The organism is Castellaniella sp., from assembly GCF_041675725.1.
Taxonomy (GTDB): domain Bacteria; phylum Pseudomonadota; class Gammaproteobacteria; order Burkholderiales; family Burkholderiaceae_B; genus Castellaniella.
Genome location: NZ_JBAYTI010000013.1, coordinates 1 through 12,290 on the forward strand (window position 1 = coordinate 1; position 12,290 = coordinate 12,290).

Annotated in this window: 14 protein-coding genes; 12 read left to right on the forward strand and 2 right to left on the reverse strand. The window is 64.1% G+C overall.

Annotation, left to right across the window (positions count from 1 at the left end):
- Positions 1-1,358: phosphoenolpyruvate synthase (gene ppsA / locus WCZ84_RS04020; protein ID WP_372684974.1), on the forward strand; the 1,358-nt coding region annotated here is incomplete at its 5' end.
- 15 nt (positions 1,359-1,373) lie between these two features.
- Entirely contained in the window at positions 1,374-2,051 is a 678-nt protein-coding gene (locus tag WCZ84_RS04025; RefSeq protein ID WP_372684975.1) for a methylated-DNA--[protein]-cysteine S-methyltransferase, read from the forward strand.
- Between the two features lie 73 nt (positions 2,052-2,124).
- Here the strand turns inward: WCZ84_RS04025 and smpB are convergent, their stop codons facing one another.
- Positions 2,125-2,592 carry an SsrA-binding protein SmpB gene (smpB, locus tag WCZ84_RS04030; RefSeq protein WP_372684976.1) on the reverse strand — a complete coding sequence of 156 codons (468 nt, stop codon included), beginning with the start codon at positions 2,590-2,592 and terminating at the stop codon, positions 2,125-2,127.
- A gap of 74 nt (positions 2,593-2,666) precedes the next feature.
- Between smpB and WCZ84_RS04035 the strand changes: the two genes are divergently transcribed.
- The 5 genes from WCZ84_RS04035 to mmsB are packed head-to-tail and all read left to right on the forward strand — an operon-like array spanning position 2,667 to position 6,723.
- The gene (locus tag WCZ84_RS04035) at positions 2,667-3,101 is read left to right on the forward strand and encodes a type II toxin-antitoxin system RatA family toxin (protein ID WP_372684977.1); all 435 of its coding nucleotides are present in this window, start codon (positions 2,667-2,669) and stop codon (positions 3,099-3,101) included.
- 1 nt (position 3,102) lies between these two features.
- Positions 3,103-3,453 carry an RnfH family protein gene (locus WCZ84_RS04040; protein WP_372684978.1) on the forward strand — a complete coding sequence of 117 codons (351 nt, stop codon included), beginning with the start codon at positions 3,103-3,105 and terminating at the stop codon, positions 3,451-3,453.
- A gap of 25 nt (positions 3,454-3,478) precedes the next feature.
- Entirely contained in the window at positions 3,479-4,633 is a 1,155-nt protein-coding gene (locus tag WCZ84_RS04045; RefSeq protein ID WP_372684979.1) for an acyl-CoA dehydrogenase family protein, read from the forward strand.
- Entirely contained in the window at positions 4,630-5,790 is a 1,161-nt protein-coding gene (locus tag WCZ84_RS04050) for an enoyl-CoA hydratase/isomerase family protein (protein ID WP_372684980.1), read from the forward strand. The genes WCZ84_RS04045 and WCZ84_RS04050 overlap by 4 nt, the downstream gene beginning before the upstream one ends.
- A 39-nt stretch (positions 5,791-5,829) precedes the next feature.
- Positions 5,830-6,723: a 3-hydroxyisobutyrate dehydrogenase gene (mmsB, locus tag WCZ84_RS04055; protein WP_372684981.1), complete on the forward strand. Its 894-nt coding sequence runs from the start codon at positions 5,830-5,832 to the stop codon at positions 6,721-6,723.
- Positions 6,724-6,762: 39 nt separating this feature from the next.
- Here mmsB and WCZ84_RS04060 read toward each other — a convergent pair whose 3' ends face one another.
- On the reverse strand, positions 6,763-7,704 hold the full coding sequence (locus tag WCZ84_RS04060) for a folate-binding protein YgfZ (protein WP_372684982.1): 942 nt from the start codon (positions 7,702-7,704) through the stop codon (positions 6,763-6,765).
- 106 nt (positions 7,705-7,810) lie between these two features.
- On the opposite strand from WCZ84_RS04060, the gene mltG reads away from it, so the two are divergent.
- The 5 genes from mltG to WCZ84_RS04085 all read left to right on the forward strand — a co-directional run bounded on the left by mltG (position 7,811) and on the right by WCZ84_RS04085 (position 12,268).
- The gene (mltG, locus tag WCZ84_RS04065; protein WP_372684983.1) at positions 7,811-8,821 is read left to right on the forward strand and encodes an endolytic transglycosylase MltG; all 1,011 of its coding nucleotides are present in this window, start codon (positions 7,811-7,813) and stop codon (positions 8,819-8,821) included.
- Between the two features lie 2 nt (positions 8,822-8,823).
- Entirely contained in the window at positions 8,824-9,477 is a 654-nt protein-coding gene (gene tmk, locus WCZ84_RS04070; protein ID WP_372684984.1) for a dTMP kinase, read from the forward strand.
- A gap of 1 nt (position 9,478) precedes the next feature.
- Positions 9,479-10,489, forward strand: coding sequence for a DNA polymerase III subunit delta' (holB, locus tag WCZ84_RS04075; RefSeq protein WP_372684985.1), 1,011 nt, complete (start codon positions 9,479-9,481; stop codon positions 10,487-10,489).
- A gap of 4 nt (positions 10,490-10,493) precedes the next feature.
- Positions 10,494-11,282 carry a TatD family hydrolase gene (locus tag WCZ84_RS04080; RefSeq protein ID WP_372684986.1) on the forward strand — a complete coding sequence of 263 codons (789 nt, stop codon included), beginning with the start codon at positions 10,494-10,496 and terminating at the stop codon, positions 11,280-11,282.
- 95 nt (positions 11,283-11,377) lie between these two features.
- Positions 11,378-12,268, forward strand: a complete 891-nt coding sequence (locus WCZ84_RS04085; RefSeq protein ID WP_372684987.1) for an ankyrin repeat domain-containing protein — start codon at positions 11,378-11,380, stop codon at positions 12,266-12,268.
- Positions 12,269-12,290 lie beyond the last annotated feature (22 nt).

Genomic DNA, 12,290 nt, shown 5'->3' on the forward strand with positions numbered 1-12,290 from the left:
ATGTGCAAGAGCGTTACCGCCTCAAGGCAACCGGCGATGTCCTGGTCACAGGCCGAGCCATCGGGCAGAAGATCGGCTCGGGCAAGGTTCGCGTGGTGGCCGATATCTCCGAAATGGACCAGGTCCGCTCGGGCGATATCCTGGTGACGGACATGACCGATCCCAACTGGGAGCCGGTCATGAAACTGGCGTCGGCCATCGTCACCAACCGGGGCGGGCGCACCTGCCATGCCGCCATCATTGCGCGCGAGCTGGGCATTCCGGCCGTCGTGGGTTGCGCAGACGCCACCCAGGTGCTCGAGGATGGCCGCGAGGTCACGGTGTCCTGCGCCGAGGGAGACGAAGGCCGCATCTACGATGGCCTGATCGAAACAGAAATCGAAGAGGTGCGCTGGGGGCAGATGCCCGACATCGACGTCAAGATCATGATGAACGTGGGCAACCCACAGCTCGCGTTCGATTTTTCCCAGATACCCAACAGCGGGGTGGGGCTTGCGCGGCTCGAGTTCATCATCAACAACAACATCAATGTGCATCCCAAAGCGGTGCTCGACTACCCCAATGTCGATGGCGATCTCAAAAAGGCCGTCGAGTCGGCGGCCCGCGGCTATGCCAGCCCACGGGCGTTCTTCGTCGAAAAACTGGCCGAAGGCGTGGCCACGATCGGCGCGGCGTTCTATCCAAAGCCCGTGATCGTGCGCCTGTCGGATTTCAAGTCGAACGAATACCGCAAGCTGGTGGGCGGATCCCGCTACGAACCCGAAGAAGAAAACCCCATGCTGGGCTTTCGCGGCGCGTCCCGATACATCTCCGACGATTTCGCCGAGTGCTTCCGCATGGAGTGCGAAGCGCTCAAGAAGGTGCGCGACGAAATGGGCCTGACCAATGTCGAGATCATGGTTCCGTTCGTGCGTACGCTGGGGCAGGCCCAGCGGGTGGTCGACGAACTGGCCCACCATGGCCTCAGGCGCGGGGAAAACGGCCTGCGCCTCATCATGATGTGCGAAATACCGTCCAATGCCATTCTGGCAGAAGAATTCCTGCAATTTTTCGACGGTTTTTCCATCGGCTCCAACGACATGACCCAGCTCACCTTGGGGCTCGACCGGGATTCCGGCCTGGAGCTTCTGGCCGCAGACTTCGACGAGCGCGATCCCGCCGTGCGCTTCATGCTGAGCCGCGCCATCCAGGCGTGCCTGAAGGCGGGCAAGTACGTGGGCATCTGTGGCCAAGGGCCCAGCGATCACCCCGATCTGGCGCAGTGGCTGCGCGACGAGGGGATCTTGTCGATGTCGCTGAATCCGGATACAGTAGTCGATACGTGGCAACGCCTTGCCAAACCCGCGGTCGCCGCCTGACAGATACCCAACCCCATGTCGTACTACGCACTGATCGCTTCGCCTCTCGGTCCCATCCTGCTTCAAGCAGAAGAGGGCACATTGGCCGGCCTGTATTTCGCCGATCAGGCCGATTGCCCGCACATCCCCGGGCTGGATCCGGTCTCTTCGGCACGCGCGCGCGGGCCGGCGCTCGGCCAGCGCAATGGGCAGCCGCTGCACTCGTTCCGGGTGGCAGGGCAAGCAGATCAGGGCGGCCCGCCCGACACAAGCGCCAGGGCCGGTGGGGCCGTACCCGCGTCTCGGCCCGCCATTCGCTACATCGGCGCCGGCGGCGAACCACCCGCACGGGTGCGCCAGCTCTTCGCCCAGGTCGAGCAACAACTGGGCGAGTACTGGGAAGGCCGGCGGCGCCATTTCGACCTGCCGCTCGCCGCGCATGGCACTGGGTTTCAGAAAAAAGTCTGGGATGCCCTGCTCGCCGTTCCCTTTGGCAGCACGCTTTCGTATGGCGAACTGGCGGGGCGGGCGGGCTTCAGTGCGCGGCATGGCAGGGCGGTGGGGGCGGCTGTCGGCCGCAACCCGATCAGCATCATCATCCCCTGTCACCGCATCCTGGCCAAAGACCATACGCTCAATGGCTATGGTGGCGGGCTCGACCGGAAACTGCGCCTGCTGCAATTGGAAGGCTTGTCGGTTCGCGCTCCCGCTTGAGCCGTCCGCCGCGGGCGCTGCCCGCACGCGGCAAGCCGGCACATATTGCCGGCGCGGCGCTCAAGAGGCGGGCTCAAGAGGCGGTTTTGCGCTGGCGCGTATCGTGTTTCATCAGGCGCTCTTTTTCGCGCGCCCAGTCTTTGTCGCGCTGGGTACTGCGTTTGTCGTGCAGTTTCTTGCCGCGCCCCAGGCCGAAATCCAGCTTGATGCGCCCCTTCTTGTAATGCAGGTTCAGGGGGACGAGCGCATAGCCGCGCTGTTCGACCTTGCCGATGAGCTTGTTGATTTCGTGTGCGTGCAACAGCAGCTTGCGGGTGCGCGTAGCGTTGGGGTGCACGTGAGTGGACGCGGTGGGCAGGGGGCTGACGTGCATCCCGAGCAGCCACAGCTCGCCATCGCGCACGATGACGTAGCTTTCTTTCAGCTGCACGTGGCCCGCCCGGATGGCTTTTACTTCCCAGCCCTCGAGCACGAGACCCGCCTCGAAGCGCTCTTCGATGAAGTAATCGTGGGTGGCCTTGCGATTCTCTACAATGCTCATGAAGCCTTCTCTGGCCAGGGTGGGTAAAATCCTGTCATTCTATCCCATCCATCCGGACCCGACGCACGCATCTCATGCCATCCATCCAACGCTCCGTCCTTGTCCCTTTTCGCTGCGAACAGATGTTCGACCTGGTTGCCGACGTGGCGCGATACCCCGACTTCATGCCCTGGTGTGGGGGGGCTCAGGTGCACTGGCAGAACGACACCGGCATGCAGGCGACGGTGCACATTCATTTTGCCGGTATCCGGCAAAGCTTCACGACCCGCAACGAGCACGATTATCCGCATCGCATCGTATTTCATCTGGTTGATGGGCCCTTTTCGAACCTGACAGGATACTGGGCGTTCGACGCACTGGGAACAGACGGCTGCAAAGTATCCTATACCATGGAATACGTGTTTTCCAGCCGGGCACTGTCGGCCGTCGTGGGGCCCGTGTTCAATCGCATTGCCAGCAGCTTCATCGATTCTTTCACGCGGCGCGCCTATGACGTGTACAAGGGCTGACATGCGCATTCACATTGCTTTTGCCGCACCCACCCGCCTGTGGCGCCAGACCCTCCAGGTACCCGAGGGCACCACGGTCGCAGAGGCCTTGGCGCACAGTGATTTTGCACGCGAATTTCCTGAATTCACCGACCATTTTCCAGCGATTGGCATCTATGGCGAACGCTGCGACGGCCGGCGCGTTCTGGTGGACAACGACCGCATCGAGCTGTATCGGCCCCTGGTGTTCGATCCCGTCGATACCCGTCGCAGGCGGGCGGGCCGGCGCCAACGGAAAAATCCGTCCACCGCACAGGCCGACGTGGATGCGCCGCCCATGGGCGCTGTCAACGACGATCCGGTGGTACAGTAAACCCTCAACTCAGGAGACATGAACAATGGATTTCCGCCTCAGTGATGAACAACTGGCCTTTGCCCAGACTGCCCGCGAGTTCGCCCAGGGCGAACTCGCCCCGCATGCCGAGTCCTGGGATGAGCAGCAAATCTTCCCCAAAGAGGCTTTTGCCAAGGCGGGCGAGCTGGGCTTCTGCGCCATGTACGCCAGCGAAGACATCGGCGGGCTGGGGTTGCCCAGGCTGGACGCCACGCTGGTCTTCGAAGAAATGGCGGCCGTGGATCCTTCTACGGCCGCCTTTATTACCATTCACAACATGGCCACCTGGATGATCGGTGCATGGGCACAGCCCGCTGTACGGGATCACTGGGGGCCCCTCTTGGCGACGGGCGGAAAACTGGCGTCGTACTGCCTGACCGAGCCTGGCGCGGGCTCCGATGCGGCATCGCTGACCACCAGCGCGCGACGCGAAGGGGGGCATTATGTCCTGAACGGGGCCAAGGCCTTCATTTCGGGCGGCGGCGAGACCGACGTCATGGTCCTGATGGCGCGTACCGGCGGCCCGGGCCCCAAAGGCATTTCAGCGTTTGTCGTGCCGGCCGACCTGGACGGCATCACATATGGCCGCAAAGAACGCAAAATGGGCTGGAACAGCCAGTCGACCCGGCCGATCACCTTTGAAAACGTGCGCATTCCAATCGAAAACCGCCTGGGAGAAGAAGGCGAAGGTTTTCGCTTTGCCATGAAAGGGCTGGATGGCGGGCGCATCAACATCGCCACCTGCTCCGTGGGCGCCGCCCAAGGGGCCTATGAAACCGCCCGCCGCTACATGCACGAGCGGCGCCAGTTCGGCCAGCCATTGGCGGATTTCCAGGCGCTGCAGTTCAAGCTGGCCGACCTGCTGACGAACATCGTCGCCTCGCGGCAGATGGTCAGGCTGGCCGCCAGCAAGCTGGACGAGGCCGATCCTTCGGCAACCGCCTATTGCGCCATGGCCAAGCGCCTGGCCACGGATTTGTGCTTCCAGTCCTGCCTGGATGCCCAGCAGATCCTCGGAGGTTACGGTTACCTCAAGGACTATCCCCTCGAACGGCTGGTCCGCGATACGCGCGTGCATCAGATTCTCGAAGGCACCAACGAAATCATGCGCGTCATCGTGGCGCGCCACATTCTTTCTCAAGAGGCAGATTTACGATGAATGATCCCGTACTGTTCGAAGAACTCAACGGCCACTCGGGCAAGCGCATTGGCGTGGCCACACTGAACAGCCCGCAGACACTCAATGGGCTGTCGCTCGAGATGTGCCAGCAGCTGGATGCCCGGCTGAGCGCCTGGCATGCAGATGACGGGGTGGCTGCCGTCGTGATGCGGGGTGCGGGCGACAGGGCATTTTCAGCAGGCGGCGACTTGCATGGCCTGTATCGGGGCATGCTCGAGACGCCCGCAGGCAACGCCTGGGCCAATCAGGCTGCCCGGGATTTCTTCTCGACCGAATATCGCCTCGACTATCGCATCCATACCTACGGCAAACCCATCCTCTGCTGGGGCAACGGGATCGTCATGGGCGGCGGGGTCGGGCTTTTGCAGGGGGCAAGCCACCGGCTCGTGACGGAAACCACCCGCTATGCCATGCCAGAGATCACCATCGGCCTGTATCCCGACGTCGCCGGCACCTGGATGCTGGCGAACATGCCGCGCGGCATTGGGCTTTTTCTTGCCCTGACGGGCGCTCAGCTGGGCGCGGCCGACTGCCTGCACTACGGCTTGGCCGACCGCATGTTGTCGGCCCAATCCTATGCCGACGTTCTGCAGGGTCTGCAGGCGCTTCAGTGGGATGCCAGACCAGCAGCGCATGCCGCTCAGGTCGATGCGCTGCTCGACAGCCTGCAGATCACCCCAGACGGGTCCGGCCCGTTGCAAAAGTATGCAGCCATGATCCGCCAGATCTGCAACCGGTCCGATCTCGGGCAAATCGCGCAAGGCATCGGCGCGCTCGAGACGCACGAGGATCCCTGGCTGCAGCGGGCCGCCAGAACGTTCCTGGCCGGCTCGCCGGGTTCGGCGCGCCTGAGCATGGCCTTGCTCGAACACGCGCGCCATGCTTCTCTTGCGGATGTCTTTCGCACTGAATTCATCGCCTCTATCCATTGCTGTGCTGAGCCGGATTTTCGCGAGGGTATCCGCGCATTGCTCATCGACAAGGACAAATCACCCCGTTGGCAACCCGCGACGCTGGACCAGGCCACCGAGCAATGGGTACAGCGCTTCTTCGAGGCCCCCTGGCCGGATGGCGAGACCCATCCCCTGGCCGACCTCGGCCTCGAAGGGCGGCCAGAAACCGCTGAAACCTGCTGATCCCGCCACGATTTTCGTTCTCGCCACAAGGAGATATACATGAGCAGCACCATCGCATTCATAGGGTTGGGTCATATGGGCAGCCCCATGGCCCATAATTTGCTCAAGGCTGGCCATACATTGAAGGTATTCGATCTCGTGCCGGCGGCCGTACAGGGGCTCAAGCAGGCAGGCGCCAGCGCGGCAGAATCCGCTGCGCAGGCCGTCTCCGGTGTCGATGCCGTGATCACCATGCTGCCGGCCAGCCAGCACGTCGAAGGCCTGTATCTCGGCGAACAGGGGCTCTTATCGGCCATCGCCAAAGGCACGTTGGTCATGGAATGCAGCACCATTGCGCCGGAATCCGCGCGCAAAGTCTCCAGGGCCGCCGCCGAACGGGGCATACGCATGATCGATGCGCCGGTATCGGGCGGGACGGGCGGGGCCCAGGCCGGTACGCTCACCTTCATTGTCGGGGGCGCCGAAGCAGACCTGCAGGCGGCCCGCCCGCTGCTCGAGGCCATGGGCAAGAACATCTTTCATGCCGGCGAAGCGGGTGCGGGCCAGGTCGCCAAAATATGCAACAACATGCTGCTCGGCATCCTGATGGCGGGCACGGCTGAAGCATTGGCGCTGGGCGTGGCCAATGGCCTGGACCCAAAAACACTGTCCAATATCATTGCCAAAAGTTCCGGCCGAAATTGGGCCACGGAACTCTACAATCCCTGGCCTGGCGTCATGGAACACGCGCCCGCCTCGCACGAGTACGCCGGTGGATTCGGGGTCGATCTGATGCTCAAAGACCTGGGGCTTGCGGCCGAGGCGTCGATGCATGCGCGCGCCACGACACCGCTGGGTGAGCTGGCCCGCAATCTATATGCGCTGCACAGCACGCAAGGGCACGGGAAGCTCGATTTCTCGAGCATTCTCAAGCTGTATCACCAAAAGGGCTGACCCCAGCAGCGGCCTTGGCGTCAGGCCATCAGACGGCCATCAAGCCATTCGCACGGCCAGGATCGGGCCCTGCGCAGAACCTGACGCCAGTTGCAGCTCGGGCCCATCGGCCACCAGAGCCTCGACCGCGGCATAGACATGGCCATGCCAGACGCAGGCCTCGATCAGGCGCGCGACGGGTCGGCCAGAGCCCGCCGGCTCGAACAGGTCCGAGCCGGCGGCTGGGCCTGCGCCGGTACCCGGCCAGGGGCCATGGCCAGTGGCCAGCCGCCGCTTCACCGTACCCCGGTAGTGGCTGCGGGCGATGATTTCCTGGCCCGGATAGCAGCCTTTCTGGAAATGAATGGTTCCATTCAGATCCATGTTCAAGGAAGCCGGCAAGAACATCCCCTGGGTCGCCGCGCGAACCAGGGGCCAGCCGGCGAGAAGGCGGCCGGCTTGCCAACCGGCAGCGCCATCCGTGGGCCCGGCGGCTGACGGCGCCGCCGATGCCGCTGCCACATGCCAAGCCCAGGGGGATGCCGTGCTGGAACCGGGGCCTGAAATCCAGCAACCCGCATCATCTGCCTGTACCGTCCACGGAGGGGCCGAGTGCAGCCGCTCGGGCACGTGCTCGGCCCCCCGCATGCCAGCCACTTGCCCCCCTTCTTCGAGTGCGATGCGAACATCGGCGCGCATCACGTACCGCTGCATGCGCTGCTGCAGGTCTGCGGCCAGGTCGCTGGAGACCATGAAGCGCAATTCGTCTGGCCCCAGCGCCCAAAGAACGCCGCTGGCCAGAACCCGACCCTGTGCCGTACAGTAGGCGGCTGCGCGCGCGCGCCCAGGTTCCAGATCCAACACGGCCTGGGTGAGCTGTGCGTGCAGAAAAGCCCGGGCCTCCGAGCCCGCGAAATGCAGGCAGGCGACTTCGTCCAATCGCCACTGGCCATCCAGGCCCGATACCGGTTGAACGGGACGCGTGTTGTCGCAGGAAATCATTTGAACACCAGAACCAACGGATGAAGCTTCAATCATACCGGTCATCATACCGGTCTCGACGCCCCGCTGCCATGGCGGTGCTGAAGATTACAGTACACTGGCGAACATGAAAAAAATCCTCCAGTCCGCACTCTGGCTCATTGTGCTGGCGGTGCTGCTTGCCGCCATCGCCGTGGCCGCCGCGGCCTGGTGGGGTTGGCACCGCCCCGTGCCCATGCAGGCCCCCGTGGTGGACTACTTGATAGAGCGGGGCAGCACGCCGCGGCAGATCGCCCAGGCCATGCAGCAGGCCGGCATCGACGTGCAGGCCGATGCCTTCGTCGCCCTGGCCCGCTTCAGCGGCCAGGACAAAAACCTCAAGGCGGGTGCCTATGAGGCCCGACATGGCGATACACCGTGGCAGTTGCTGCAGCGCATGGTCAACGGCGACATGACGCTGGTGCGCCTGACCTTCCCGGAAGGCTGGACCTTCGCGCAGATCCGCGCCGCGCTGGACGCAAACCCCCAGGTGCGGCATGATACGCAGGGTATGGACGAATCCACTCTGTTGGCCGAACTGGGCCTGGATGCCCGCTCGGCCGAAGGCCTGCTTCACCCGGATACCTACGTGTTCGTGCCCGGCAGCTCGGACCTCGACATCCTGCGCCGGGCTGCCAGGGCAAGCCGGCAGATCCTGGACCAGGCATGGGCCGAGCGCGATCCCGACCTGCCGCTGGATGACCCGTATCAAGCCCTGATCCTGGCTTCGATCATCGAGAAGGAAACGGGCCATGGGGCAGACCGCGCCCGCGTCGCGGGCGTATTCACCAATCGCCTGCGCGCCGGCATGCCGCTGCAGACAGACCCATCCGTGATTTACGGCCTGGGTGCCGGTTACCATGGGCGCCTGCGTAAAAAAGATCTCCAGCGCGACACCCCCTGGAATACGTATACCCGAGCGGGCCTGCCACCCACGCCGATCGCCAATCCGGGCAAAGCGTCGCTCGAAGCCGCACTGCATCCGGAAAAGCACGGCTATTACTACTTCGTGTCCAGAGGGGATGGCACGAGCGAATTCTCTGCCAGCCTGGGCGCACACAACCGGGCGGTGAACAAATACATACTGAGCAAACCCTAAGCATGCGCCAATCTGCCTGTTTCATTTCACTCGAAGGCCTGGACGGGGCGGGGAAAAGCACTCACATCCCGTGGATGGAAACCCGTCTGCGCGCGGCCGGAATCCGCTTGTTGAGCACCCGCGAACCCGGTGGCACGCCGCTGGGCGAATCGCTGCGCGACCTGCTGCTGCATCACGACATGCAGGCGCGCACAGAGGCCTTATTGATGTTCGCGGCCCGCAACGAGCTTTGGCAGACGCGCATACAGCCTGCGTTGGCCCAGGGGCAGTGGGTGCTCTGCGATCGCCATATCGACGCATCCTACGCCTATCAGGGCGGCGGCCGGGCGCTGGGGTGCGAAGCGATACGGCAGCTGGACGCATGGGTCATGCGGGGCAGGGCACCCGATTGCACCTTGCTGTTCGACATCGCGCCCGATGTGGCCCGCAGCCGGTTGGGCCGGGGGCGCAACGGGTCGGATCGCTTCGAACAGGAATCCATGGCCTTTTTTTTGCGCGTGCGGCAAGCGTATCATGACCGGGCGGCCGCCGATCCCGGCCGGTTTCATGTATTGGATGGCAGCCTGCCCCTGGCCGCCATCCAGGCACAGCTAGACGCCGTGCTGCAACAGTTGATCGAAAGATTTCCGGCGCCTCCGGTGCCTGACGCCGTTTGATATGTTCACTCAATCCTTTCTCCCGTGGCAGGAAGAGACCGCGCGCCGCTGGCTCTCCGAACGCGAGCGCTTCGCACACGCCTGGCTGATTCATGGCCAACGCGGCACGGGCCAATTGCACTTTGCCCAGGCGGGGGCGGCGGCGCTGCTGTGCGAGCATCCGACTGACGGCGGCATGGCGTGTGGGCGCTGCCAGGCCTGTCGCTGGGTACAGGCCGGCAACCATCCCGACCTGCGCCGGATACGGCCGGATGCCATCGCGCTGGAAGAGGGCGAAGAGATAAACGCCGACAACAAGAAGCAAGCGTCGCGGGACATCCGTATCGATCAACTGCGCGCGCTGCTGCCTTGGTTCAATCTGGCGACCCACCGCGGCGGCTGGCGAGTGGCCTTGCTGTACCCGGCCGATACGCTGAACCCCACGGCCGCCAATGCCCTGCTCAAAACCCTCGAGGAGCCTCCAGAGCGCACCGCCTTCCTGCTGGTCTGCGACGCCCCGGATCGCCTGCTGCCCACCCTGGTATCACGTTGCCGCCGCTTGCATCTGCAGGCGCCCAAACCGACGCAGGCCCTGGAGTGGCTCCAGGCCCGGGGCGCCGCCCAGGCCGCCGAGCGCCTCGCGGCCAGTGGCGGCGCGCCGTTGCTCGCGCTCGACATGGCCACGGGTGCCGTCGTGCCGGAATTTCTGCAGATGTTCCTTTCGCGGGCGGGCCGCCAGGACGACGGGTCGGCGCTGGCGCACGCACTGTCGACACAGGACACGCTGGTCTGGGTCGACGCTTTTCAGCGCCTGTGGCTCGACATCCGGTTGGCCGCGCACGGCATACAGGCCCGTTATTATCCATCCATGCAGACGGAACTTACTCAGGCAGCGGATCGCCTGGACCCACAGGCCTGGGCCGACGTGGCGCGCTGGCTGGTAGAGCAGCGCCGCTTGGCACGCCATCCGCTCAACACCGGATTGCAGGCCGCCCATGCCGCAACCCGCCTGCTCTGCGCTTTTCGGAGTTGACGCCATGTATGTCGATTCGCACTGTCATCTGAACGATCCGGCCTTGTTGGCCGATTTGCCCCAGGTTTTCGCCCGCATGCGCAACGCCCGGGTCGAGCACGCGCTGGTCGTGGGGGTCAATTTGCGCGACTGGCCCGATTTGCTTGCGCTCGTCGAGCAGCATGCCTGCTTGCGGGCTTCGGTAGGCGTTCATCCGGCCAATGACCCGGAAGACGACGATGGCCTCGAGCCGACTTTACAAGATCTGCTCGACCGCACTCGACACCAGGCCGTGGTGGCCATCGGCGAAACCGGGCTGGACTATTACCGGCTGGCCGAGCCATCGCCCCAGCAACAGGCGCGGTTCCGGCTGCACATCCAGGCCGCCAACCAGACCGGGTTGCCGCTGATCATCCATACCCGGGCCGCAGCGGCGGATACCTTGCGGCTGATGCGCGAAGAGCAAGCGCATGGCGGCGTCATGCATTGCTTTACCGAAAACTGGGACGTAGCGCAGGCCGCCATGGATTTGGGGTTTTATATTTCGTTTTCCGGGATCGTGACCTTCAAGAATGCGCGCGAGATCCAGGACGTGGCCCGCCGTGTCCCCCTGGAGCGGATGCTGATAGAAACCGATGCCCCTTATCTCTCGCCCGTGCCCTATCGTGGCAAACTGAACGATCCGTCACGCGTCATCCACGTGGCCGAAAAAATTGCCGAACTGCGCGGTGTGCCCGTGGGCACCATTGCCGAGGCCACGACGCACAATTATTTCACCTTGTTCAAGAAAGCCGGCGCCTTGGCGGCCGCCTGATTCAGGGAGACATCACAATGGCTCACTCGATAATGAACCGGCATGCTTTACATAAACGCTGGCGTGCGGCACGGCACGCCTGGCGCAGCGTGCGCATGCCTTCCTCCGCGCGGTTTCGCCGCATCATAGGGCGGGGGCTGGCTGGCTGGCTGCTGGCTGGCCTGCTGCTCGGGCCGGCGGTTGGCCAGGTCGTACAAATACAGATCGACCCGCCAGCCGACTGGTGGTCGGCGATTCGCCGGGATGACGCCAGGACGGTGCAGGACATGCTTTTGCGTCGGGTGGATCCCGCTGCGCTGAACGATCAGGGCAACCCGGCCCTGACACAGGCGGCACGGGACCAATCCTGGCAGGTGTTCGACTTGCTCGCCACCACGGCGGGGGTCGACGTCGACCAGGCCAATGCCTTGAATGAAACGCCGCTCATGTACCTGGCCATCTTGGGGGAAACCGAGCGCGCAAAGAAGCTGATACAGGCCGGGGCGCAGGTCAATCGCCTGGGCTGGACGCCGCTGCATTATGCCGCCTCGAAGGCTCAGATGGGCATGGCGCAGCTGCTGATCGATCGAGGCGCCATCATCAACGCTCCGGGGCCTGACGGCACCACGCCGCTCATGATGGCGGCCCTTTCCGGCAAACAGGAGATGGCCACCCTGCTGTTGTCGCAGGGGGCGGATCCCACGATGTTCAATGTCACAGGGGAAACAGCCGTCGATTGGGCCAACAAGCAGAACCACCAACGCATGGCGGCCTGGCTGGCGGCTGAATCGCAAGCCTTTGCTGCGCGGCGTCAAGCCGGGGCGCAGGCGGCGCGGCCCCGGGCTGGCCACAGTATCGCCGAACTGCTGCCCCGGGGTATCCCAGGCTCGAACAGCATCGCATCCGAACTGCCGCAGCAGCAGGCGGCGCCTCGCAAGGATGAATCCTCTTTCTCGCGCTATTTCGACCTGGACCGGTTCGACCACACCCCGGCCGGGATGCAGTGAGATCCTTGGCGGGGCGGGGCGG

Excerpts from the sequence above, each read along its gene's own strand:
- WCZ84_RS04025 (WP_372684975.1), top strand. The coding sequence starts at position 1,374 with ATGTCGTACTACGCACTGATCGCTTCGCCTCTCGGTCCCATCCTGCTT.
- smpB (WP_372684976.1), bottom strand. The coding sequence starts at position 2,592 with ATGAGCATTGTAGAGAATCGCAAGGCCACCCACGATTACTTCATCGAA.
- WCZ84_RS04035 (WP_372684977.1), top strand. The coding sequence starts at position 2,667 with ATGCCATCCATCCAACGCTCCGTCCTTGTCCCTTTTCGCTGCGAACAG.
- WCZ84_RS04040 (WP_372684978.1), top strand. The coding sequence starts at position 3,103 with ATGCGCATTCACATTGCTTTTGCCGCACCCACCCGCCTGTGGCGCCAG.
- WCZ84_RS04045 (WP_372684979.1), top strand. The coding sequence starts at position 3,479 with ATGGATTTCCGCCTCAGTGATGAACAACTGGCCTTTGCCCAGACTGCC.
- WCZ84_RS04050 (WP_372684980.1), top strand. The coding sequence starts at position 4,630 with ATGAATGATCCCGTACTGTTCGAAGAACTCAACGGCCACTCGGGCAAG.
- mmsB (WP_372684981.1), top strand. The coding sequence starts at position 5,830 with ATGAGCAGCACCATCGCATTCATAGGGTTGGGTCATATGGGCAGCCCC.
- WCZ84_RS04060 (WP_372684982.1), bottom strand. The coding sequence starts at position 7,704 with ATGATTTCCTGCGACAACACGCGTCCCGTTCAACCGGTATCGGGCCTG.
- mltG (WP_372684983.1), top strand. The coding sequence starts at position 7,811 with ATGAAAAAAATCCTCCAGTCCGCACTCTGGCTCATTGTGCTGGCGGTG.
- tmk (WP_372684984.1), top strand. The coding sequence starts at position 8,824 with ATGCGCCAATCTGCCTGTTTCATTTCACTCGAAGGCCTGGACGGGGCG.
- holB (WP_372684985.1), top strand. The coding sequence starts at position 9,479 with ATGTTCACTCAATCCTTTCTCCCGTGGCAGGAAGAGACCGCGCGCCGC.
- WCZ84_RS04080 (WP_372684986.1), top strand. The coding sequence starts at position 10,494 with ATGTATGTCGATTCGCACTGTCATCTGAACGATCCGGCCTTGTTGGCC.
- WCZ84_RS04085 (WP_372684987.1), top strand. The coding sequence starts at position 11,378 with ATGCCTTCCTCCGCGCGGTTTCGCCGCATCATAGGGCGGGGGCTGGCT.